Annotated in this window: 21 protein-coding genes; 6 read left to right on the top strand and 15 right to left on the bottom strand. The window is 58.9% G+C overall.

Annotation, left to right across the window (positions count from 1 at the left end; genetic code table 11):
* Positions 1 to 113 precede the first annotated feature (113 nt).
* The 12 genes from NKH28_RS20505 to NKH28_RS20450 form a co-directional block, all read right to left on the bottom strand.
* A complete protein-coding gene (locus NKH28_RS20505; protein ID WP_352980270.1) occupies positions 114 to 2,264 on the bottom strand; it encodes a type IV secretory system conjugative DNA transfer family protein in 2,151 nt (716 codons plus the stop codon).
* Between the two features lie 12 nt (positions 2,265 to 2,276).
* Complete coding sequence (virB11, locus tag NKH28_RS20500; protein ID WP_352980269.1) at positions 2,277 to 3,302, bottom strand: P-type DNA transfer ATPase VirB11; 1,026 nt, start codon at positions 3,300 to 3,302, stop codon at positions 2,277 to 2,279.
* A complete protein-coding gene (gene virB10 / locus NKH28_RS20495; protein WP_352980268.1) occupies positions 3,299 to 4,762 on the bottom strand; it encodes a type IV secretion system protein VirB10 in 1,464 nt (487 codons plus the stop codon). Before virB10 ends, virB11 begins: the two co-directional genes overlap by 4 nt.
* The gene (locus tag NKH28_RS20490) at positions 4,762 to 5,559 is read right to left on the bottom strand and encodes a TrbG/VirB9 family P-type conjugative transfer protein (RefSeq protein WP_023758693.1); all 798 of its coding nucleotides are present in this window, start codon (positions 5,557 to 5,559) and stop codon (positions 4,762 to 4,764) included. Before NKH28_RS20490 ends, virB10 begins: the two co-directional genes overlap by 1 nt.
* Positions 5,556 to 6,332 (bottom strand): VirB8 family type IV secretion system protein, encoded by a 777-nt coding sequence (locus NKH28_RS20485; protein WP_352845463.1) that lies wholly within the window; start codon positions 6,330 to 6,332, stop codon positions 5,556 to 5,558. The genes NKH28_RS20490 and NKH28_RS20485 overlap by 4 nt, the downstream gene beginning before the upstream one ends.
* An 8-nt stretch (positions 6,333 to 6,340) precedes the next feature.
* The gene (locus tag NKH28_RS20480; RefSeq protein ID WP_352980267.1) at positions 6,341 to 7,384 is read right to left on the bottom strand and encodes a TrbL/VirB6 family protein; all 1,044 of its coding nucleotides are present in this window, start codon (positions 7,382 to 7,384) and stop codon (positions 6,341 to 6,343) included.
* A gap of 183 nt (positions 7,385 to 7,567) precedes the next feature.
* Positions 7,568 to 8,302, bottom strand: a complete 735-nt coding sequence (locus NKH28_RS20475) for a type IV secretion system protein (protein WP_023785080.1) — start codon at positions 8,300 to 8,302, stop codon at positions 7,568 to 7,570.
* 9 nt (positions 8,303 to 8,311) lie between these two features.
* Complete coding sequence (locus tag NKH28_RS20470) at positions 8,312 to 9,469, bottom strand: transglycosylase SLT domain-containing protein (RefSeq protein WP_352980266.1); 1,158 nt, start codon at positions 9,467 to 9,469, stop codon at positions 8,312 to 8,314.
* Positions 9,453 to 11,855, bottom strand: a complete 2,403-nt coding sequence (locus tag NKH28_RS20465) for a VirB4 family type IV secretion/conjugal transfer ATPase (RefSeq protein ID WP_352980265.1) — start codon at positions 11,853 to 11,855, stop codon at positions 9,453 to 9,455. The genes NKH28_RS20470 and NKH28_RS20465 overlap by 17 nt, the downstream gene beginning before the upstream one ends.
* Positions 11,852 to 12,145 carry a VirB3 family type IV secretion system protein gene (locus NKH28_RS20460; RefSeq protein ID WP_352980264.1) on the bottom strand — a complete coding sequence of 98 codons (294 nt, stop codon included), beginning with the start codon at positions 12,143 to 12,145 and terminating at the stop codon, positions 11,852 to 11,854. The genes NKH28_RS20465 and NKH28_RS20460 overlap by 4 nt, the downstream gene beginning before the upstream one ends.
* Positions 12,146 to 12,148: 3 nt before the next feature.
* The gene (locus tag NKH28_RS20455) at positions 12,149 to 12,463 is read right to left on the bottom strand and encodes a TrbC/VirB2 family type IV secretion system protein (protein WP_023720448.1); all 315 of its coding nucleotides are present in this window, start codon (positions 12,461 to 12,463) and stop codon (positions 12,149 to 12,151) included.
* Between the two features lie 12 nt (positions 12,464 to 12,475).
* The gene (locus tag NKH28_RS20450) at positions 12,476 to 13,129 is read right to left on the bottom strand and encodes a lytic transglycosylase domain-containing protein (protein WP_352675910.1); all 654 of its coding nucleotides are present in this window, start codon (positions 13,127 to 13,129) and stop codon (positions 12,476 to 12,478) included.
* 87 nt (positions 13,130 to 13,216) lie between these two features.
* Here NKH28_RS20450 and NKH28_RS20445 point away from each other — a divergent pair, with 87 nt between their 5' ends.
* The 3 genes from NKH28_RS20445 to NKH28_RS20435 are packed head-to-tail and all read left to right on the top strand — an operon-like array spanning position 13,217 to position 14,519.
* Entirely contained in the window at positions 13,217 to 13,819 is a 603-nt protein-coding gene (locus tag NKH28_RS20445; protein WP_352656906.1) for a hypothetical protein, read from the top strand.
* Positions 13,816 to 14,358 carry a thermonuclease family protein gene (locus NKH28_RS20440; protein WP_352980263.1) on the top strand — a complete coding sequence of 181 codons (543 nt, stop codon included), beginning with the start codon at positions 13,816 to 13,818 and terminating at the stop codon, positions 14,356 to 14,358. The genes NKH28_RS20445 and NKH28_RS20440 overlap by 4 nt, the downstream gene beginning before the upstream one ends.
* On the top strand, positions 14,355 to 14,519 hold the full coding sequence (locus tag NKH28_RS20435; RefSeq protein ID WP_023774993.1) for a hypothetical protein: 165 nt from the start codon (positions 14,355 to 14,357) through the stop codon (positions 14,517 to 14,519). Before NKH28_RS20440 ends, NKH28_RS20435 begins: the two co-directional genes overlap by 4 nt.
* Here the strand turns inward: NKH28_RS20435 and NKH28_RS20430 are convergent.
* Together NKH28_RS20430 and NKH28_RS20425 are read right to left on the bottom strand one after the other, a co-directional pair.
* Positions 14,516 to 14,860 carry a hypothetical protein gene (locus NKH28_RS20430; RefSeq protein ID WP_352980262.1) on the bottom strand — a complete coding sequence of 115 codons (345 nt, stop codon included), beginning with the start codon at positions 14,858 to 14,860 and terminating at the stop codon, positions 14,516 to 14,518. The genes NKH28_RS20435 and NKH28_RS20430 overlap by 4 nt on opposite strands.
* 126 nt (positions 14,861 to 14,986) lie before the next feature.
* Positions 14,987 to 15,109, bottom strand: coding sequence for a hypothetical protein (locus NKH28_RS20425; RefSeq protein ID WP_023774995.1), 123 nt, complete (start codon positions 15,107 to 15,109; stop codon positions 14,987 to 14,989).
* Positions 15,110 to 15,223: 114 nt separating this feature from the next.
* On the opposite strand from NKH28_RS20425, the gene NKH28_RS20420 reads away from it, so the two are divergent.
* Positions 15,224 to 16,837, top strand: coding sequence for an RcgA family putative transporter (locus NKH28_RS20420; RefSeq protein ID WP_352675955.1), 1,614 nt, complete (start codon positions 15,224 to 15,226; stop codon positions 16,835 to 16,837).
* Entirely contained in the window at positions 16,827 to 17,852 is a 1,026-nt protein-coding gene (locus NKH28_RS20415; protein ID WP_352980261.1) for an RcgR family putative quorum lactone hydrolase, read from the top strand. Before NKH28_RS20420 ends, NKH28_RS20415 begins: the two co-directional genes overlap by 11 nt.
* Positions 17,853 to 18,014: 162 nt before the next feature.
* Here NKH28_RS20415 and NKH28_RS20410 read toward each other — a convergent pair whose 3' ends face one another.
* The gene (locus NKH28_RS20410; protein ID WP_352980260.1) at positions 18,015 to 18,572 is read right to left on the bottom strand and encodes a helix-turn-helix domain-containing protein; all 558 of its coding nucleotides are present in this window, start codon (positions 18,570 to 18,572) and stop codon (positions 18,015 to 18,017) included.
* A gap of 96 nt (positions 18,573 to 18,668) precedes the next feature.
* Between NKH28_RS20410 and NKH28_RS20405 the strand changes: the two genes are divergently transcribed.
* Positions 18,669 to 19,271, top strand: coding sequence for a hypothetical protein (locus tag NKH28_RS20405; RefSeq protein ID WP_352980259.1), 603 nt, complete (start codon positions 18,669 to 18,671; stop codon positions 19,269 to 19,271).
* The last annotated feature ends 11 nt before the right edge of the window (positions 19,272 to 19,282 follow it).

Genomic DNA, 19,282 nt, shown 5'->3' with positions numbered 1-19,282 from the left:
CTTCTTGATTGAGCCTTGCACTCCCGAAGCGCGCCGCAATTTCCTCCGCCGCCATGACGTGTGGACAAGGTCACGGTAGACAAATGACCTCTCCGCCGCATTGGAATGCTAGCCTACCCATCGACTACATCAGGCAAAGCATCTTCGACGACGCTCAAATTCCTATCGAAAGCCTCGATATCGGATGCGTTGGCGCGCAGAGACCGCACCTTGTTCAGGATCGCCGCTACCGCCGCTTCTTTGTCGGGCGCTATGCGTGCTGTCACTGCTTTGGCCGCCAAAGCGGAAAAATCTATTGCGGCATAGGCTGGTACGTCTGCAGCGTCTGTTGCTTTCAGCCTTTCTTTTACGATTGCGCGCCGGCCCGGCGACGGAGCTATACGGCCTGCTTTTGCGGCAAATGTCGCGCCGCGCCGCAGGCGGGCCTGCAAGAGGCCTGAGCGATACGCGGGTGCTGTCGGCACAATCGTCAGGAGCACAGGAGATGGAACCGCCGCAGAGGAGTCCGCGGCAGGGCTTTTCGTCCGCGAAACGTCGGTAGAGGCGGGTAGGGGTATGAACGCGCGTTTGGCGAGCTGGCCGTCGGCGAAATAGAAATTGCGCGTGCCGAGGATCGGCAGTTCCCCACGCGGCAATATGATGACCTTGTTCTTGTCGAGGGTGCGGATTTCATCTGGCCGCATCAGGGGCCGCCGCACTTCCTTGCGGTGCTCCGAGCGCGTGTAATAAGTGTCGAACAACGTTGCCTTGGTGCGCGTCACGTCCTTTTGCACGTCCGACGTTTCGCCGAGCTGCTCGGAAACGTAGCGCAGATCGTCCGCATCCTGCGCACCAAAAAAGATCTGCACGCGAGCAGCGTTGATGAGCGTCTTGCGCCCTTCCTGGCGATAAATCTCGTCCACAGCCTTCAGCGACTGCACGAAAAACCACATGGAAACGCCGTTGCCGCCGAGTACGCTCGCCATTTCGGTCACGTTCTCGAGCTTGCCGAGGTTCTGGAACTCGTCGAGCAGCACAAGCACTGGATGCTCGCCCGGCTGCGGCAGGCTTTCCGACATGAAGTTCATCATCTGCGTAATCAGGACATTGAACAGCGGTCCAAGCGACGTGATCTGCTCACGCCGCACGTCGAGATAAAGAGAAATCCGGTCACGCTTGAGGTTGCGAATATCGAACGTGCTGCGCGAGGTAGCTCGCATCAGGCGCTCGTTGAGAAAGGGGGCCATGCCGGTCCGGACGCCGGCGTAGATCCCGGAAAACTGCCGCTCAGACATCTCGAAATATGGCAGCAGGGTTTGCAGCGTAAAATGCGAGCATTCGCGGCGGCGTTCCTCGCGCAGCGAGCCGATGAATTCGAGGAGCGGCTGCTCGGCACCGTTCATGATCTCAAGGATCGTGGCGAAGGTCTTCTTCTCGTTCGGGATCGCAGGCGATTCCATGACGAAGGACGCGATGCCGGTAAAAAGGAGGCGGGCGTCGTTAACCCAATAGGGATCCGCGTTGGACGGGGGGCGCGGAAACAGCGCCGCAGCGATATTGCGAAGGTCGATGTCGCGCTGTGCAGAATCCAGCGAGATGAAGTCCATCGGATTGTAGCAGGCGTTATTGCCGCCCGGGTCAGCCGGCGCGAAGCGCACCACACGGCTGATGGTTGAACGATAACCGGCAGTCGCCGCATAGGTCTCGCCTCGCAGGTCGAGAACCACGAGCGAATGCGGCCAGGTCAACGCGTTCGGGATGATGAGTGACGTGCCTTTACCGGAGCGCGGCGGCCCTATGACGAAGCCGCCGACATCATCGCCATCAATCCACAATTTCTTGCCGCCGATCAGCTTGCGCTGCATCAGGCGGATCTTGCCGGAGCGCTGATCGCGGCCGGGCGACAGGATTTCGGTAAGCCTGCCGCCGGCTCGACCGACGAAGACGCCGCCAACTTTCGTCAGGCCGGTTTTTGATACGTCGCTCATAGTCATGAAGCGAGAGTCATTGCGCTTTCTCGGGCGCATGAGAAACAGGCCGACCAGGGGCGCAAGAAACCCTAATGCTCCCGCTGGAACGGCGTATTGTATCCGGCCAAAATTCCTCGCCATCGTGTCCGCCCAGGCCTGACGAACGACCGGCAACGGATTGGCGTTCAGCTGGTCGAACAGGACGTGGGAGCCAGTCCGGTACCAATCCGTCGCGGCATAGGCGACGGTGAAGACCAGGGCGCCCAGGGCCATCGCCATGAGCACCGTGAAAATTGCTGTTGCGATTTTCTGCATGGATGGGCCTCGCTAGATCGTCTCCGCCTTGGTGAACTTGATCTCGCTGATGCCGCGTCGTCCGCCTTCGGCGCGGACCATCTGGACGACCACCGGAATGACCTCGCGCAAGTAGTCGAGGATTTCGCCTCGTGAGAGGCCCGAACTGCCCTGCATGACCATCAGCGCCAGCCGCTCGTAGGCGGACCGGGCGGAATTGGCATGAACGGTGGTGAGCGAACCAGGATGGCCAGTGTTGATCGCCTGGAGAAATGCGAAGGTTTCAGCGCCGCGCAACTCGCCCAACAGCAGTCGGTCGGGCCGCATGCGAAGCGAGGCCTCGAGCAGCTGTTGGGCGGAGACTTTGGCAAGGCCCTGGTCGCCCTTTGAGGCTATCAGGGTGACGTTGTTGGGAGCCGGCAGCCGCAGTTCGCGGGTGTCTTCGATCGTGATGACCCGTTCATGGGCCGGGATCTCCTTCAGGAGCGCATTCAAAAACGTCGTCTTGCCGGTCGACGTACCGCCTGAAACGACGATGGAGACACGGTTGCGCACCGCATATTGCAGGAAGTCCATCGGCGACGTGTCATGGAGCATTTCGACAAGTCGCTTTTCTTCGGCCGACAGCGCCAGGCCGCTGCCCATCGCCGTGTTCTCGAAGGCGCCGAGATCTTTGTAGGCATCAAGGCTCATATCCATGATGACCTGCTTGCGGATTGAGATCGCCCCCCCTTCGGGGGCTGCCGGCGGCAAGATGCATTGGATGCGCTCGCCCGAGGGCAAAGCAGCCGACAGGACCGGCTTTTCTTCGTTGATGACCTGATTTGTCGCCGAGGCAACGCCAGTCGAGATGTTTCGGATCCAGCCGGGCGTGACCTCGCGCTTGACGACGTGCTCCATTTCCTTCGCGCCGAGGCGTTCGATGAACAATTCACCGGGCCTGTTGATTGCAATCTCGGACACCGCATCTTCGTTCAAATAGGACCATATCGGCTCCAGATGAGCCCGCAGGACCGGGGCTCTGGCCCAAGGGTCGGGGAGGGGATGCACGGCATTCATTTCACCGGGCTCCCATAGCCGGGATAGAAATGATCCTTTGGCGTCTTGTAGAGAGGCGTCGGATCGATCGCCATCTTCGGTCGCCCACCCGCCTTCAGGCGCGCCACTTCTTCCTGGACGGGATCAGCATACAAATCCGAGAAATCGAGATCTCGCCGCACCAGCACGACAATCGATGTGCCCTGGTCGACGTAGACTGTCGGGCCGATGTTCTGCGTGTCGCGAAACGCCTCCTGCGCGAGTTGCTGCAAGGCGGTCGATGACTTGTCGAAAGCGATGCCGCGGGCGTCGCGCTGCGAGCCATTGCCGCCATAAGTTACGGTCGTGGTCTCACCGGTCACGGGATCGACCGTCGACACCTGGCGCTGTTGTCCGTTCTGGCCGCTATCGCCAAGCGAGGACAGATATTCAGAGACACCGCCAACGACGGAAAGCATGATCGCGTTGCCGTAGCGTTCAAGCCAGTGTGTATCGACACGGCCGCCCATGCCACCGCGGCCGAGCGCGTCTGCCCCAGGCGACTTGATATCGACGGAAATGCCGTCCGAGCGGATGACCCTGCTCCAGACGATGAAAACACGCTTTTGACCGCGCGCAAGCCCCGAGCGGTATTCTCCGGTCAGGCGCGAGCCCTTCGGAATGAGGATCCGCCTGCCGTCGAGCGAGAAGACATCCTCACGCACGACCGCGCGCACGGCACCGGGTAGGTCGGTGTTGATCGCGGTTTCCAAATAGCCGCGAATGATCGTTCCCTCTGAGATCAACGCATCGGTGCGTCGGAATGCCCTGGCTTTGACGATGCTGGAAGAACTTGCCTCAGACTGCGCCAGGAATGCCTTGTTGGGGTCACTGTCGGCGCCGGGGACCGGGATGATCTGACCGTCGGGCGCGATTTCGACCTGTGCCGCCTGGGCGCCGGCATCCGTCGAGCCGGTTTGATCATTCGTCACCATCTGGCTCGACCGCAGGCGTTCCCACACCGCTTTTTCGCGCTCGGCCGCCTCCGCTTTACGACGAGCCTCGTCCTCGGCCGCCGCCTTGCGTCGGGCTTCTTCCGCCTCGGCCTTGCGGCGTGCCTCCTCGGCCGCCATTTGCGCCTCCAGCGTGCGTCGCTGCGCATCAAGGTTGGCGCCCTCCTGAACGGTCTGATCGACATTATCGGCTTGTTGCGTGCCGTTCTGGACGTCAGCCGGTGGCGGCACCACGATCTGGTCGATCGTGCCGTCGGCAGGTTGCGGCGGCTCGTTCAACGTCGGCGCGCGGAACTCGGGCGGGTTGAAGTTTTCCTCGCCATCGCTGCGAACATCGCGCGATACAGGCTCCCTGGGCCAGTTCAGCCATATCAGCGCGCCTACGAGCACTACGCCGAGGCCGACCAGGGCGATCCTGGTACCCACGCCCGCACCACGGCGCGCGACCGTCGGGCTGCCGTCCAGTTGGTTATAATCGATCTGGGTCATCACCGCCCTCCGCTGGATCCGAACAGGGTGGAACCACCCGTCAGTTTCGTTGGACCGTAGACCTGCTCGACTGGATCGATAGCGTTGGGTCGCGCCCGGTTGTAGAGGCAGAGCGTCTTGCCATCGGCCCGCAAGGTGAATTGCCGTGCGACCTTGTCGATGACTGTGTATTTGCCCTGAGTACGAACGTTGACCAGCGACTCATGGCGCTTGTCGTCGACAACGAAAATCGCCGGAATGTCGCCCTTGAACTCCAGAAACAGCTTGGTGCCGTCGTCGAATACGGTGCGCGGCTTCAGGCTGTCGTCGCCCTTGTAGGCGTAGTCGTAATTGAGATCGGCATAGTTCAGGTCCTTCAAATCCGGATCGGTTGCGCTCTCCTTGGCCTGTGAGAGCAGGCGCGCGTTGATATCCTCGTCCGGGTATTTGAACCGGACCTGGAAGGATGCCCGGTCACGGCTATTGTCAGTGGCCTGCAGCAGCAGGGAATAGACGCGCCGGTTGGTGACCACGTTGACGTTGGTCCAGGCATCGCGCTCCAGCGGCTTGACGAACAGAAACCGCGATCCGCGTTTGGGGATGATCGACCAGCCTTTCGTGTCGCCAGCCGACACGGTTTCGATGACTTCGGTCGGACTGAGTTCGACCATCGTGGAAATCCCAAGAGCGGCGCGCACCGACGTCACGTCGTCATTGTTGAAGGTGACATATCGGATGCGGCCGTCGCGTGCGGCCGCGCTGTGCATCGCGCCGAGCAGAAGGGCGGCCGATAGGACGAGGCCCGCGCGCCGTCTCATTGCAGGCTCCCCGCGGCCGGGGCCGATTCCTGGTCGCGGCGGTAATCCGTAACCTGAAATCCCAACGGGTTGTCGAAACGCCATTCGTTCTTGAGCGGCGTTGAGGTGTAGCGGAATTTTATCACCGCCACCCAATTGTCGGCTGTGGACGAATTGTCCCGCCGCGTCGTCGTGGCAAAGCGCACCGAGGCTGTGTTGCGATTGAGCAGTGAAACCGACTTGATCTCGACCGAGACAGTGACATTGCGGCCAAAAATCTTGTCCAGCGATTGTGGGTTTGCTGGCGTATAAAGCCATGTCAAATCCTTGGACGCGGCGTCGGTCGAGTAGAGCTGTGCCAGGTCGTAATTCTGTTTCAGTTCACGGGAGTCGTAGGTTTCGCGGGCCCTGATGTAGCGCACCAGATTGGCGGCCGTGACGGCCTCGTTCTGCGACAAATCTCCAGGCTTCAGCGCGCGCATGATCTCGAGGTAGCCCGTCGATTTGTCGACCTCGACAACATATGGTTCGAACTGCCGGAGCGGCAGGATCAGCACGAGCGCCAGCAGCGACAGCACCGCAACCAGTCCGGAAACGCAGCTGACGATCCAGGCCAATGTACGCGATCGACGCATTGACCTGTGCGTGTCGTCTTCCCAGGTCGCGCCCGCCCTGTAATAGCGCTTGTCGACGAGTTCGCTGCTGCTGTTAGCAGCTGTTTCCATTGGAATTGCCACTTTACTATTGCCTCGTTTTCGCGACGCATCTGATCCAGCACCGCGATCGGTGATCATTGTGTGGTCTAGCCCAGAGGCCTGGAGTTATCGCGCGCACCTTGCTGGATAGCGGTCCGGGTTGCGGCATCCGCCCTGGCTGCTCGCGAAGATCGAAAACTGTTTGTCGCGAGCTGCCGGGCGCCCCGAGCGGCGCGGGCTGCGGCCCATCGCGCGCCGGAGTAGCGCACGGCATTCCTGCCGAACGTCCCATATGAGTAGCGAGCGCCCATGGTGCTGAGATACCCGCCGCCATTCAGGATCGAAGCAATCGAGGGTATCTGCATGAGAACGTAGATGCCGATGATCGTCACCAGCACCAAGGGCAACACCAGCGACATTTTGCTGTCCATGGTCGCTCCGCTGGACGTGGCGGTGTTCAGCGCCGCATTGACGAGCGAGAAGTAGAAACCGAGAAAGCCGTAGATCAGAATTTGCTGGATCATCAGAAAGGTGGTCAGCGAAAGAAAGCCTTCGCTCATGCGTGAGGACCATCGGTAAAGCCAAAGGATGATCCATATCGGCGCCAAGGCCAGCGTGATGAACAACATCACTTTGGCGGCGATGATCGCGGCAATGGCAAGCGCTGCGAAGATGATGGCAGACAGCAGGACGAGCAGCGACAAGAGCGCACCAAAAATGTCATAGAAGGATCCGCTGTAGACCTGATTGGCGACGTCCTGGGCCCCTTGGTACAGATTGTCGATCAGCGCTGGAATTGCCGCCTGGTCGCTAAGCTGATTGCCGGTGGCCCGCGACACGGCGCCGACGATCACCTTACCGACCTCGTCTGGAATGCTTTGCACGAGCTGATAGATCGTTGACGAAAATGTGCCCCATCCGGTCAGCAGCAGATAGATGATGACGGCGCGGCCGAGGCGATAGGCCGCTTCGATTGGCGAAATCGACTCACGCCCGCTCAGGATCGAATAGCCCCACCACAAGATATAGAGGGTCAGCATGAGGGTGAAGACGTTGCCCATCGCATTACCCAACTGCATATAGACGGTGCGAACGAAGTCCTCGCCGATGTTGTCAATGCCACCGAGGATGCTTGCGGCGAGACCGTTCATGGATCCTCATCAATGATGCTGGCGAACGGCGTTGAATTGACCGGCTTTAGCGCGCCGCATTCGTCGGCGTGGGCATACGCCAAAGGCCCGCACGGAGCTTTCAGTTCGCGATTTGCGCATCCAAAAAGCCCTGCGCCGAGCCCAATCACAACGCATATGCGCAGGACTCGCCCCGACAAGCGTTCAGCCCCCGCTCTTGCCGAATTCCGCGAACGGATTGACGGTGCGCGGTGTCATCATCTTCTGCACCTGGCTCTGGCGAAGAAGATCTCCCTTCAGCTTCTCATTCAGGGCCGCGACCGCGCCGTTCTGGACGCCGATCAGTTCGTTGACCGCACGCGCGTTTTCCAGCTGCATTCGCGTGTTCTGGTCCACCGAACCCTTGACGTCCTGCGACTGCCCGATCTGGCCGCTCGCTGACTGCAGAGACTGTTGGCGCTGGGTAACGCCCTGCGAAGCCTGCGAGGTCAATGCGCTTAGCAGCGAGGCCACATTGACGCTGCCGCCATAGGCGGTGTTGACGGCGCTCGTCTCCTTGCCGGCAATCTGCTGGAGCTGCTTCACCAGCTGGAGCCCATTGATGACCGCGCCGGCGATTTTCTGGATTTCGGGCGAAAGGCCGCCAAACGAAAGAGCCCCGCCGTTCAGGATCGATCCGAACGACGGCGCCTGGGCAATCGACATATTGCCGCCAAGGCCCATCTGCCCGATCCCGAGCGAACCGTCACGACTGCCGCTGAGAGCCTGCAGGATCTCCTCGCTCTTTTTCAGGATATCCTTGTTCGAATCCATGATGGAGTTGGTGTTGTCCGCATTCTTGCGGGCGACATCGAGATTGGCGCCATCAATGACGGCAATCTGTGCGTGGGCCGTGCTTGCCCAAAGCGCCAGACTGGCAGCAATCGCGAATTTTTTCATGTCAGCCTCCTATTGCTGTAGAGAATTGATCACGCTGGCAGCGCCGGCAGGATCACTGGTGATGATCATCGAGCGGCTGTCGGCCGAGCTTGCCCCCGCGTTCTCAAGTGCGCATGGTAGCCACCGGCCGCGATCGATCCTCAACCGCTCCAATTCCGCGGGATCACAAGAGAACGGGTTTGGAGAGCCGCTCTTCGGCTGTTGCACCAGCTTGGACGACTGCGATGCCTGAACATTCTGCAACGATAGAAGTTGGGCCAGCAACGTCGTAAAATCCCCCGCCTGGGCGAGGTACTGGTTGGTGACATCGGCGTTGATCCCACGAGCCGACGAGTTCAGCTCCCAGGCGTCCTTGTATTCGGTCACCTGGCCAACGTTGCCCGCCAGCGCGTCGATTGCCGCGCCGTTGGCGCCGATCTGCGATGAGCTTGCATCAAGGCCGCCAGCCGCCTTCCTCACCGTGCCCATGGCCGCGTCCTGAGCCGTGCCGCCTGCGCCGTCGGCCGTTACGATCGAGAATGGCGGCGGCGCGGCGGCCGGAGCCTTGCCGCTCGACACATAGTCGTTGAAGTAGCTGTACCAGCGGCCGACGCCGCCGGCCCATTGGTTCTGCTCGCCTGCGTTCGATCCGTTGTAGAAGGAGGCGAGACAGCTGTAGTTCGTCGCCCCGCATTGCTTCACGCCCATTCCGAGGTATTTGACGCCGCCTTCGACATTTTGCTCGTTCACGTCGCGGTCCAGTCCCATGGACTTGCCGGTGCCCTTGGTCAGCTGCATGACGCCTTTGACGCCGGTGTGGCTCCCGGCGCATGTGTCGAAGCGCGATTCCTGATAGGCGACGGACAGTGCTAGGCCTTCGGGCACGCCGTATTTTTGCGAATAATAGCGGATCATCTTCACGTTGCCCGCGTCGCGCTGCAACGCTTCGGCAGGCGACCGGCGAAACATCTGTGAGCGGTATTTGTTCGAATAAGTGCAGACGACGCTTTTCTTCTTGTCGGTTTCGTCCTTCTTGGCCTCATCCGACTTCGTGCTGTGCTGCTCGTCCTCTTGCCGCTTCTCGAGGTTCGGCCCGTCGATCACCGCGATCTGAGCGACCGCCACGCTCATGCTTTCCGCCGTAGCGAGAGCCATGACCAGACAAGCGCTGCTAAGCCGCTTCGTCATGCTCGTTCTCCCATCCGCAGAAGTATGGCAGCCACATCTCTGGCTCGTCGCCGAAGGTCTCCCGGAGCCGTGCGCATTCCTTGCTGTTGGCTTCGTTCGAGGACAGGACCTTGATGAGATCGGGCATCGCCGACAAATCGAGCTTGGCCACGATCGAGTCGCTGTCGTGCTTGACGAGGAAGGTGCGCGTCTCTTTCGCGGTTCGGCGCACGAACTCGAATTCCTTCGCTGTCAGCGAGAAGCGCTCCATGTAGGATTCTTTGCTCGCCTTCGGGTTGGGGAAGAAAATGTTGGTCTTCGTTTGCTCGATCAGTGACGACGAGATGGAGGAATTGACGACGTCTTCCGCTGTCTGCGTGCCGAAGCCCACCACGCCGTTGCGGCGACGAATGGTCTTCAGTGTCTCGTTGATGAAAGCGGCGAAAACCTCGTCGTCGAGCAGCTTCCAGCCTTCATCGAGGAAGAGCATGATCGGCGAGCCGTCGATGACATCCTCGAGACGATGGAAGATGTAGAGCAACGCCGCCGAGCGCAGCTTTCGGTCGCCCAGGATCCTGGTCATGTCGAAGCCGACGACGGGTTTCGAGAAATCGACCAGATCGACGGGATTGTTGAAAAGCCAGCCCTTGTCCTTCGGGTCGAGCCAGGGCTGTATCCGCGCGGCCAGATCGTTCATGCCGGGCATGAGCGAGCCGCGCAGCACTTCCGGCAGCAGGTCGAAGGTGCGCTGTTCGCGCGGGATCTTGTAGATCATGTCGACGGCGGCGTTGATGACGCGCATCTCCGCCACATCAAGCGTGCCGCCTTCCGGGGTCAGAATGTAGAGGAGCAAATCTTCCAGGAAAGAACGGTTTTCTGCCGTGTCATCAAGCTGCAATGGCGCGAACCCGGTCGGCTGAGAAGGTTCCATCACCTCGTAGCGACCGCCGAGCGCCCGAACGAAAATTTCAGCGCCGCGCATGTAGTCGAAATAGACACATCGCGGCCGCGGCATGATGCGCATGGCTTGCGCCATCAGGAACGACAGCACGACGGTCTTGCCCGAGCCGGTCGGGCCGAACACCGTGAAGTGCCCGACATCGTGAACGTGGAAATTGAAATAGTAGGCAGTCTGGCTGGTCGTCTCGAGCAAGGCGATGGGCCGTTTCCAATGCAGCCGCTCACGTTGGCCGGACGGGAAATTGTGTCCTGAAAAAAGGCCGGCGAAGTTAAGAGACGAGATCAACGCACGTCGCGCGATGTAGCTGAAATTTCCCGGCAACTGCGCCCAGAAGGCCAGTTCCGTGTTCAGTGTCTCGCGTACCGGCACGATCGACATGCGCGAAAGCTCCGCCGTGATGTCGGATAGCGCACGGTTGAGGCCATTCATGTCCGATGCCAATGCCATGACGCTCATGTGATGTTGTCCGAAGACGACTTCGCCGCCAGCCAGCTTGTCGGCGCCGTCGTGGACGGACTCCTCGACCGTCGTGCCCGCCTCGTCGGAGCCTTCAACCTGGTTCGCGATGGTGTTGATCCTGCGCATCGCGGTTACACGGTCTTCGATCGCGAAACTCTGCGTCAGGACAAACTCATGTGGCAGGCGCAAGAGACCGTCCAATGAGCCCGGAGCGGTGAACGGTGGGTATTCCTTGATCGACACCATGGCGCCGAGCTTGCCGGCGTCCGGCCCGCGAAGTTCCAGCGCGGACTTGCCGAAAAACAGCTGTCGTGTCGCCAGCACATCGCCAAGGCTCATGCGCGGCAAAGGCATTTCCACGTCGACGCCGCCGGCGAGGATCTTCGCCAAGAATTCCGCCGGCTCGGAAAAGAAGCTTTCGCGGCGTTTTACGACGCCGAGAAGACGCGCACCATAAGCCGTGAAATCCTTGACGACGCCGTCGAGAACGTCACGCAATTCGGCCATCGCCTCTTCGCGGGTTTCCTCGCCCGCGGTACTTATGCGAAACGCATTGAGCGCCTTGTCCACCCAGCCGACGCGGCCGACCATCGGTCGGCGTATGACAGTCAGATACGCCTCGTTGACGAAAAGGTTTTTCGCCCCAAGCTCATCCATGTAGCGGGCGTCGAGCTCGGCCACGAAAGGATTGTCAAAGTCGCCTTCGATCTCAGGCGTCACGTGGCGGCGGATGATCGTCGTGTAGACCGCAAAGCGAGACGTCGAGAGATTGCGGAACGTCGTGTTGCGGTTGAACATACGGCTGTTCAACTCGGCCTGGTCCATCGTCTGGAACGGCAGGCCACTAAGCTGGATGACGCCGACAAGAAAGCCGCTCTTCGTCACGATCAGATTGTCATCGGCATGGCGAAGGTAAGGGATGTGCATCGCCGCGGGCTTTTCGCGGCGGCGCTCACGGCCAAATTTCAGGTCGGCATCGAGGCTCATGGCGAATAGCTCCTCGCCCCCCAGAAAGTAAGGTTTGCCACCGCTCCGCGTTTGGAGACGCGCCGCTCGAAAATATGAAACATGTAGGGGTCGCGCTGGCACAGATATGCGCTGACCAGATGCACTACGCCGAACACGCCAAGGCCGAGCATGAAGCTGCTCGTGGCGATAAAACCGATCACCGCCAGGATGCCGTTCAGGGCAAAAACCTCATATCGCACCCCCCATTTCATCGGGGGGCGTGTCAGTGGCAGGCTGACCGGCTCGACAAAGACTTCCTCGTCGTCCATGTCTCAGCTGCCTCCAGCGGTCGCGCGAACCGCATCCACCAGTTGGGCAGCGCCGAAGATGAGAGCGATGCCAATGATGATGGAAAAAGCCATCATCCACGCCAGCCGGCCCGTCATGGCGAGGAAGCCGAGAAAACAGACCGCGATGATGGCGAATGAGCGCGCGATGTTGCCCTGCAGAACTCCGACGAACCACTCCAGCACGTTTTCGACTGGCGCCGCCGACTGGGCATACGCAGTGGCTGGCGCGAGAGCTATTCCGACCGCCGAGGCCAAGGCCAGTTTCAGGGCAAATTTGCCCGCTTTCCTGTATTCCACCCTTGGCTCCTTTCAGTTGCCGAGATCCATGACATGACCATCCTGCCAAGCGTCCTCGCTTGCTGGCGGAGCGGCCGCGAGCGTCTCGGATTTGGTCAGGGCGGACTTCTTCACCACACCGCCGAACTTCCAGCGGTTCAGTATTTTCACGATGTATTCCGCCGTCTCCGGATTCACCGGAATGCCCTGCGCCTTGTAGACGCTGTTGGGCCCGGAGTTGTATGCCGCCAGCATCAGCAGCGGATCCCCGAATTCGTCATAGAGTGACTTCAGGTAGCGAAGGCCAGCCCGGACATTTGCCTGTGTATCGCAACGGTCGCTGACCCCTAGATCGGCCGCCGTGCCTGGCATCAGCTGCATGATTCCCAGGGCTCCGGCTTTTGAGGGACCCTGACTGGAGCCGAGATCGCTTTCGGCCCATGCAATTGTCTCGGCCAGATCGGCGTCGAAGCCTTCCTCTTGCGCGATTGAACGCACAAGTCGGGAGACCTCGGTCCGATTTACGGTCTTACACTCCCCCGGCCTTTGCGCCCCGGCCGCGGCAAGACCTTGCGCCGGCGTTGCAAAGGCGATTGCCACGCGGTCTGATGCCAGGTCCCGGCCGTGCGCTTGCAACGGCAACGTGGCGCCAAAGAGCGTGAGCAGAAGAGCGGATCGAGTGTTCATACTGTCGCCAAAATTTAACACTTTACTATGGCTACACGCAGCCCTAGTAAAGTGTCAACACGATATCGATCACAAGGACGGATTTCGATGAAACAGACGGCCCTTTGCACGGTCTTGCTGCTCCAGGGCACCCTGGCTTATGCTGCTGGCGCCGACGCCCCGAGCGCCTTCGCACAGCCGTCGGAGCACTATCTGCTCCAGTTTGCGAAGCCGGGCGAAAAGGTGTTCGTCTATGAACGCTACGATGGGAAAGGCGCGCTCTTTCAGCGCGACGCGGCCGCTCTCATCGGGCCAGTTAAAGTGCCGTCGGCGACCGAGCGCGTCGTCAACGGCGTGACGTACCGGCTGCGCGGCCTTGCCGCCTGCCCAAAACCGAAGATTGCGTACAAGACGCAGCAGTGGGACTGCACGAAAGCCGCGCAGGACTACGAAGAGGCGATCTACAACGATCGTGCATCCGTCGTGCTTTGCAAAACACTCGTGCTGCAAAGCAGGAAGGGTGAACCCGACGCTGTCTCGTGCTTCTCGCTCGTGGGTGCGGGTAACGCAAACGACCCGTACAACGTCGCCTACGACGACGACGAAATGGTTTTTTTCGACATGGCGGCGATCGGACGCAACAAGGACGGCAAGTCGCTGCGCCCGGATCTCGAGCATTCCGCCGAACTCGGTGGACAGTTCCAGGAATGAAGCGGGCGAGCTTCGCAGTGCTGGCCGCATTTCGGTTGTGTGCATCGGCACAGGCCCAGGATGCATCGGAGTCTGCCGTGCCGCTCGCGGTATCGAAATCAGCTCAACTGCTGACTGGAGATACATGGCGTGACGGAGATCACCTTTTCCGCCTCTATGGCGTCCAGTCATGTCTTCGAGGCACATCAGCCGAAGAGCCAAGTGGGAACAAAATCGATTGCGGGAACACCTCGCTGGCGCATCTGGCAGCGCTGTTCGACAGCGCGGCGGTTACGTGCCAGCCAATCGGCCACGCCCTGGACAAGGCGGTTTTTGTCGTGTGCGGTGCGCAGCTCAATGGCGAAACAATTGACGTTGGCACCGCGCTCATAGCGACCGGATATGCGTTTGCCGCAACGACAGCAAAGGGCAAAGCCGTCAATGAGAACTACCTCGTCGCGGAAATCAACGCTAAGATGAAACGTGCGGGTTTGTGGGGCACGACGTTTCAGCATCCTGTGCAGCTGCTGCTAAACAAGCGTTCGGAGAGACAACAATGAAGCACGACGATGATGCGCACAGATATTACTATCCCGTGGAAGGACGCACTGACGGCGCCATCGGCGATGCTGTCGCTCTCATCGCGATCATCTTGGTGCCGGCAGGAATCTATGCGGCCTGGAATACCGTGGCCTCATGGATTTCAGCGCTCTTCTCCTAGGACTGCAGTTTCGCAAAAGAACCGAGCAACGCGCGAAAATCGTCGACATCAACCTCGCACCAGTCGTTCCCCAACAACCGCCGGAAATAAGCTGCCTTCATTTTCATCTCAACGACATCGGCCACCGGCGCAGCGGCGGCGCGCCGACGCGCGATAGCCTCCTCCGCCATGAACGAATCCAATCGCCGGCCGATCAGAGTCGCGTCCGGCCCTTCGGCCCTCAGCCATCGCTTGCCGAGACGTTCAACCATGGCGACTGCATGACGATGCGCCGCGAGCAGATTCGCGACCCCATCGGGCTCTTCCATCACTCCGTTGTTACAGACCACTTGAATGGGCATCGACCGGCTCCACGCGCATGACAATTCGTAAATGATACCTGGGGAGGCGAGAAAAATAGGGATGGGTTCATCCTCTGCTTCTCGGGCTCCCGAAGCCCTGGCTACCGCTACTTTTCGCTCATGCGGTCACACTACCCTGCCACCAGACAAACGTTTCAGATTGTAGTCGAAATTGCCCTTGGCCGGCGGTTTGCGAAACATCTCCCACGCAGCAACCGTGTTCAGCCTCTCCAGCGGGTCACCCGTCATCCGATCTTCTCCCGTGCCGGCCAAAATCGAGTTGATAAAAACGTTGATTGAGGACGAAGGCACGATAGGATACGAAGCCTAGCGAAACGGAACGAAACTAGAGCCTATAAGTTGTTGTTTAGGAACGGAAAGTTATTTCTCCCTCCGCCGAGAGACGGGAGTGATTTCAAAGAATTATTCAAACGACTGGCGGCGGCGGGTGCGGGTCGACTGTTGGCCAAAGACGGGTTTCCTGCTGGCCCATGGACGCCCGAGCTCCTTGCAGAGGCGATTTCACTGATTGATTCCAACCGGGTTGGGGTCGATCTGCGAACGGTGCAGCTTTGGTTTCAAGAGAACGAGAAGGGAATTAGCATTGCCAACATTCGTTGGCTGGCCAGGATTTTTGGATGCGATGATCCGGTCGCAACTAGCGAATGGCAGATTGAGCTTAGTGAGGCGCAATCGCGGTTATCGGCCAAGAGACGAGAATGGAGGAGGGCCGGAAGCAGCGTTGCACAGGAGATTCCAGATACGGCACCGACTGCGCCCTTCGATGACGAGACAGACTCCCCCGTAGAGCTGACACTGGATACTGACCCCAAGGGGCCGAGCCGGCGTTTTAGTTTGGCGAGGAAATCGGAGGCGTTTTTTAGTCGCGGATCTCCCCTGAATTTACCGACGTCGGTGTTTGCGGGCGTCACCGCTCTTGGGTTTTTGTCGTATCTTACGGGGATTCACAGCGTGACGTATGACCGGGCGGATGGCGTCGTCAAGCAGGTTGGGTTTCTTTGGACGGCGAATTGGACATTCGTCTTCATGGTATTTTTGCCACTGTTTTTTGCCTTCGTGACCGAGCTGGTGACCTTTTGGAAAGACGAAGGCCGCCCAAAGCTTGTAGCGCAGGGCGACAAGATGAAAAGCGATGATGCCTGGGCTCGCACCGTACAAGCTTCTTCGTATTCATATTGGGCGGTTTTTTTGATTTGTGTGGTGTTCGCCGGTCTTTTTCAGTGGATCGGCGTGTCTTTAATCCCGTTGCTCAAAGGTGGTGGCAACTATGCGACGGATTGGGGCTCGTTAGCGATTGTGCGCCCTGAGGTTATATCGGTGCCGGAAGCAATCGTTTTCACGGGGCTCGCTTACCTGTATATGTGCCTCTGTTTTTATCTGTTCTTCGTAGGCCTCATTTTGCTTTATACGGTGATCCATGATCTTTGGAGAATTGGAGAAGCAGCGAGTAATCGGCCGGAGGTGGATTATCAACACGAGCTCCATGAAGCCAGCCTCAGGGTTATGCGTGCGATTTTTCGGTGTACTGTTTTGGGGCTTCTGATCGCCATAGTCATGAAGCTCCAGAGTGCTTACCTGACATCGCGTGGAGAGAATATTGTGTCTTGGTTGGTCGGCGATATGTCTTCCGCCTTTTATGAGCGCAATGATGTGAGCGCCGGGATCATCTACCGTAGGCCGACCCATTACAGTAGCCTTCTTATCGCTATTTCGACCTGTGTTGTATTTCTGTACGGCTCCATCCGTTTAGGTGTCGAGCGTCGGTTTTGTATGTATTTGTGGAGGATGTCAGTGATCGTAGCGTTACTCGTGGCTAGCTATTTGCTGATCGATGCATTTTCTGGCTTTTCGATCCTTCTGGGCGTTGGAGTGCTGTTCGCAATATACGGCCTGTTTGATCCAGGGTTGGGGCGAGGGCAAGCGAGTAAGTTAGGAAACAATCAGAGTGTATCATAGTTGGCTTGATCGTTGGGATGAGCGGCGGGCGCGACACGGTGAGGAAGGGAAGAAACCAACGGATTTCGCCCTTGACGCGGAACGCGCCTTTCCAGGTGCGAAGAAGATTAAAAGTATCGAGGAATTCTGTGCCCTTGCGGACCAGGCCGTAGCTGATCCAGCCTTTTTCGATGACCCGAATGTGAGTGATCAGGGGTTTGAAAGGCTAGATGGGTGGCTCAAATTTCCATCGGACATTTCTACTGATATCGAACAGAACAATGTCGTCTCGGCGAAAATCACAGAAAGCCGGTCGTTCGATCAGGCGTTGGTGATTTTTCACCATTGGAATGCAAGCTCCCGGAATCGTCAGATTGCCAATTTTTTCTCGCAGCGTGGCATCACGGTTGTCGAGATTGCTATGCCTTATCACTTCGAACGCAGCCGTCCCGGCTCCGTGCACGCCGACTATATGCTTAGCCCTAATCTCGGTCGAACGATCCAATCTGTAAGGCAGGCAGTGTTGGATGGGCGAAAACTCATACGTTGGTTGAAGATCGAAGGCTATCGAGAGATTTCGGTTCTCGGTATGAGCTTAGGCTCCTGGGTTGCGGGGATGGTCGCGGCGCACGACTCGGCTGTGTCAAAAGCCTCGTTGTTTCTGACGGCCGGGAGTCTAGCGGATATGGTTTGGACGGGTCGCGCGACACGATTGATACGTGATAGCCTTGAGCCTGAGATTGAGCTGACCGATCTCAGAAGGGCCTGGGGTCCACTTAACTTGGAGAATTACGCACATAGTTTGGCGCGGCCTGATCTCGATCTTCATGTCGTGTTGGCTAAGAGAGACAAAGTGGTGTTGCCAGAGCTATCGGAGAGGTTCATGCAGAGGCTGAAGGACGCCGGAGCTAGGCCAAATATTTTGAAATTAAACTGTGGTCACTATTCGCTCGCCATGCCGCCTTACATTTTATTGGCCGGTTTGAGCTTGAAACGGTTTCTGTCGCGTGCTGACAAGTCGGCCCGGCGAGCATGAGTTTGGCTTTGGCCGGTCGTCATCCATGTCAAAGTCCTGTTATCATTCCCGCCGCTAACAGCCGACGCTGACAGCAGCGGCCCGACAGCCGCGGCGGGGGGGCGCTAGTCGGCCACCGGGCCTGACCGGCAGGGCAAAGGAGCGACGCCGGCGCTGGGCGAATTATGGCCCTTTAGGAACACTCGTGGGGGGCGAGGTGTCGGCTCTGCCAGGCGGGTTCTTTTCGGAAAAGAGGAAGGTCGCCGGATCAAGTTTCAACGCCTTGGCGATCGCCGCAATCGTGTCCACGCTGATATTGCCACTCGCGCGTTCGAGTTTCATGTATGTCGCCTCCGCCACGCCGATGAGCTCGGCCATCTCATAGCGGTGCAAATTACGTCGTTGTCGCTCAAAATCGATGATGTGCGCCAGCCGCTTGCGGATCGCATTGTCGTCCAACCGATGCGCCCAATCCGGAACTTTCTTACTGCCGGCGAGCAGTCCTGCGAAAGACACTTGCAAGCCGTTTGCCATGATCTGTAGCGTCGTCAATGTGACATTATTTTTCTGACGCACAGTCTGAATGTACGTTCGGTAGGCGAGTTTTTCGCCGTCGGCGGTCCGAAACAGTTCGGCCATGTGCATATGGGATAGGCCGCGTCTGGCTCGCTCCCGCTCAAGGGTCAGGGCAATGTTGGCGCGCAACGGGTTGTTGACCACGCCTCCGTCGTCTCGTTTCATAAATCGATGTAGTCGCACAAACCTACCTTTTCGATCTGTCCTTTTTCGCGCCAATCATCCATAGTAAACTGTCAAATCTGCAGCGAGGAAAAGGCTATGACCATACTCAAATTTCTACTGGGGGGTGCCGTCGCCATCGCGGGCGCCGCAGCTCTTCCATCCCAATCAAAAGCGTCGGAATGGGGCTGTCAGGTCCTCCTATGTCTTTCCGGCGACTGGCAAGGCACCCCCTCGTGCCACCCGCCAATTTACAAGTTGATTGCGGCGATGGAAGCCCCGGGTTTCAATTGGCCGACCTGTCCGCAAGCCAACTCGAGCGCGGCGAGATTTGAGAAGTATGAGGATTGTCCGTCTGGCTGGCAAGCAGTTGGCAGCTCCGAATCCGATCGGCCGGGCTTAGGTCAAGAACGGAACATCTGCCGCCTCGCGGCTGATAGGCTCTCCTTGCCCGTCGTTTTCAAAAACAACGCCCTCGGCGGGCATCATGGAGACGGATCACGTCAGATCCAAATCGAAATCGACGGCAAGGCGGTTGCGGCAACAATCCAGACCGCGGGGAACGATCGAGGGCATTCCATTGGTAATGGCCCGACCTACTACACCATCCCTCGACCGATGCGCGGAAAGCCCTGGTTCATCGAGTATGATGACGCGAACGGCGTGCGCCAGAAAAGCTGGTTCAATCTCAACATGCCATAAGCCAGGCTAGG

The sequence above is a fragment of the Mesorhizobium sp. M1227 genome (assembly GCF_040318315.1).
GTDB lineage: Bacteria > Pseudomonadota > Alphaproteobacteria > Rhizobiales > Rhizobiaceae > Mesorhizobium.
This window is presented reverse-complemented; position numbering and strand designations above follow the sequence as displayed.

Coding starts and splice junctions, on each gene's coding strand:
- NKH28_RS20445 (WP_352656906.1), top strand. CDS start 13,217: ATGAAACAGACGGCCCTTTGCACGGTCTTGCTGCTCCAGGGCACCCTG.
- NKH28_RS20470 (WP_352980266.1), bottom strand. CDS start 9,469: ATGACGAAGCGGCTTAGCAGCGCTTGTCTGGTCATGGCTCTCGCTACG.
- NKH28_RS20480 (WP_352980267.1), bottom strand. CDS start 7,384: ATGAACGGTCTCGCCGCAAGCATCCTCGGTGGCATTGACAACATCGGC.
- NKH28_RS20465 (WP_352980265.1), bottom strand. CDS start 11,855: ATGAGCCTCGATGCCGACCTGAAATTTGGCCGTGAGCGCCGCCGCGAA.
- NKH28_RS20505 (WP_352980270.1), bottom strand. CDS start 2,264: ATGCAGAAAATCGCAACAGCAATTTTCACGGTGCTCATGGCGATGGCC.
- NKH28_RS20460 (WP_352980264.1), bottom strand. CDS start 12,145: ATGGACGACGAGGAAGTCTTTGTCGAGCCGGTCAGCCTGCCACTGACA.
- NKH28_RS20475 (WP_023785080.1), bottom strand. CDS start 8,302: ATGAAAAAATTCGCGATTGCTGCCAGTCTGGCGCTTTGGGCAAGCACG.
- virB10 (WP_352980268.1), bottom strand. CDS start 4,762: ATGACCCAGATCGATTATAACCAACTGGACGGCAGCCCGACGGTCGCG.
- NKH28_RS20485 (WP_352845463.1), bottom strand. CDS start 6,332: ATGATCACCGATCGCGGTGCTGGATCAGATGCGTCGCGAAAACGAGGC.
- NKH28_RS20440 (WP_352980263.1), top strand. CDS start 13,816: ATGAAGCGGGCGAGCTTCGCAGTGCTGGCCGCATTTCGGTTGTGTGCA.
- NKH28_RS20425 (WP_023774995.1), bottom strand. CDS start 15,109: ATGACGGGTGACCCGCTGGAGAGGCTGAACACGGTTGCTGCGTGGGAG.
- NKH28_RS20410 (WP_352980260.1), bottom strand. CDS start 18,572: ATGAAACGAGACGACGGAGGCGTGGTCAACAACCCGTTGCGCGCCAAC.
- NKH28_RS20430 (WP_352980262.1), bottom strand. CDS start 14,860: ATGCCCATTCAAGTGGTCTGTAACAACGGAGTGATGGAAGAGCCCGAT.
- NKH28_RS20450 (WP_352675910.1), bottom strand. CDS start 13,129: ATGAACACTCGATCCGCTCTTCTGCTCACGCTCTTTGGCGCCACGTTG.
- NKH28_RS20490 (WP_023758693.1), bottom strand. CDS start 5,559: ATGAGACGGCGCGCGGGCCTCGTCCTATCGGCCGCCCTTCTGCTCGGC.
- NKH28_RS20405 (WP_352980259.1), top strand. CDS start 18,669: ATGACCATACTCAAATTTCTACTGGGGGGTGCCGTCGCCATCGCGGGC.
- virB11 (WP_352980269.1), bottom strand. CDS start 3,302: ATGAATGCCGTGCATCCCCTCCCCGACCCTTGGGCCAGAGCCCCGGTC.
- NKH28_RS20435 (WP_023774993.1), top strand. CDS start 14,355: ATGAAGCACGACGATGATGCGCACAGATATTACTATCCCGTGGAAGGA.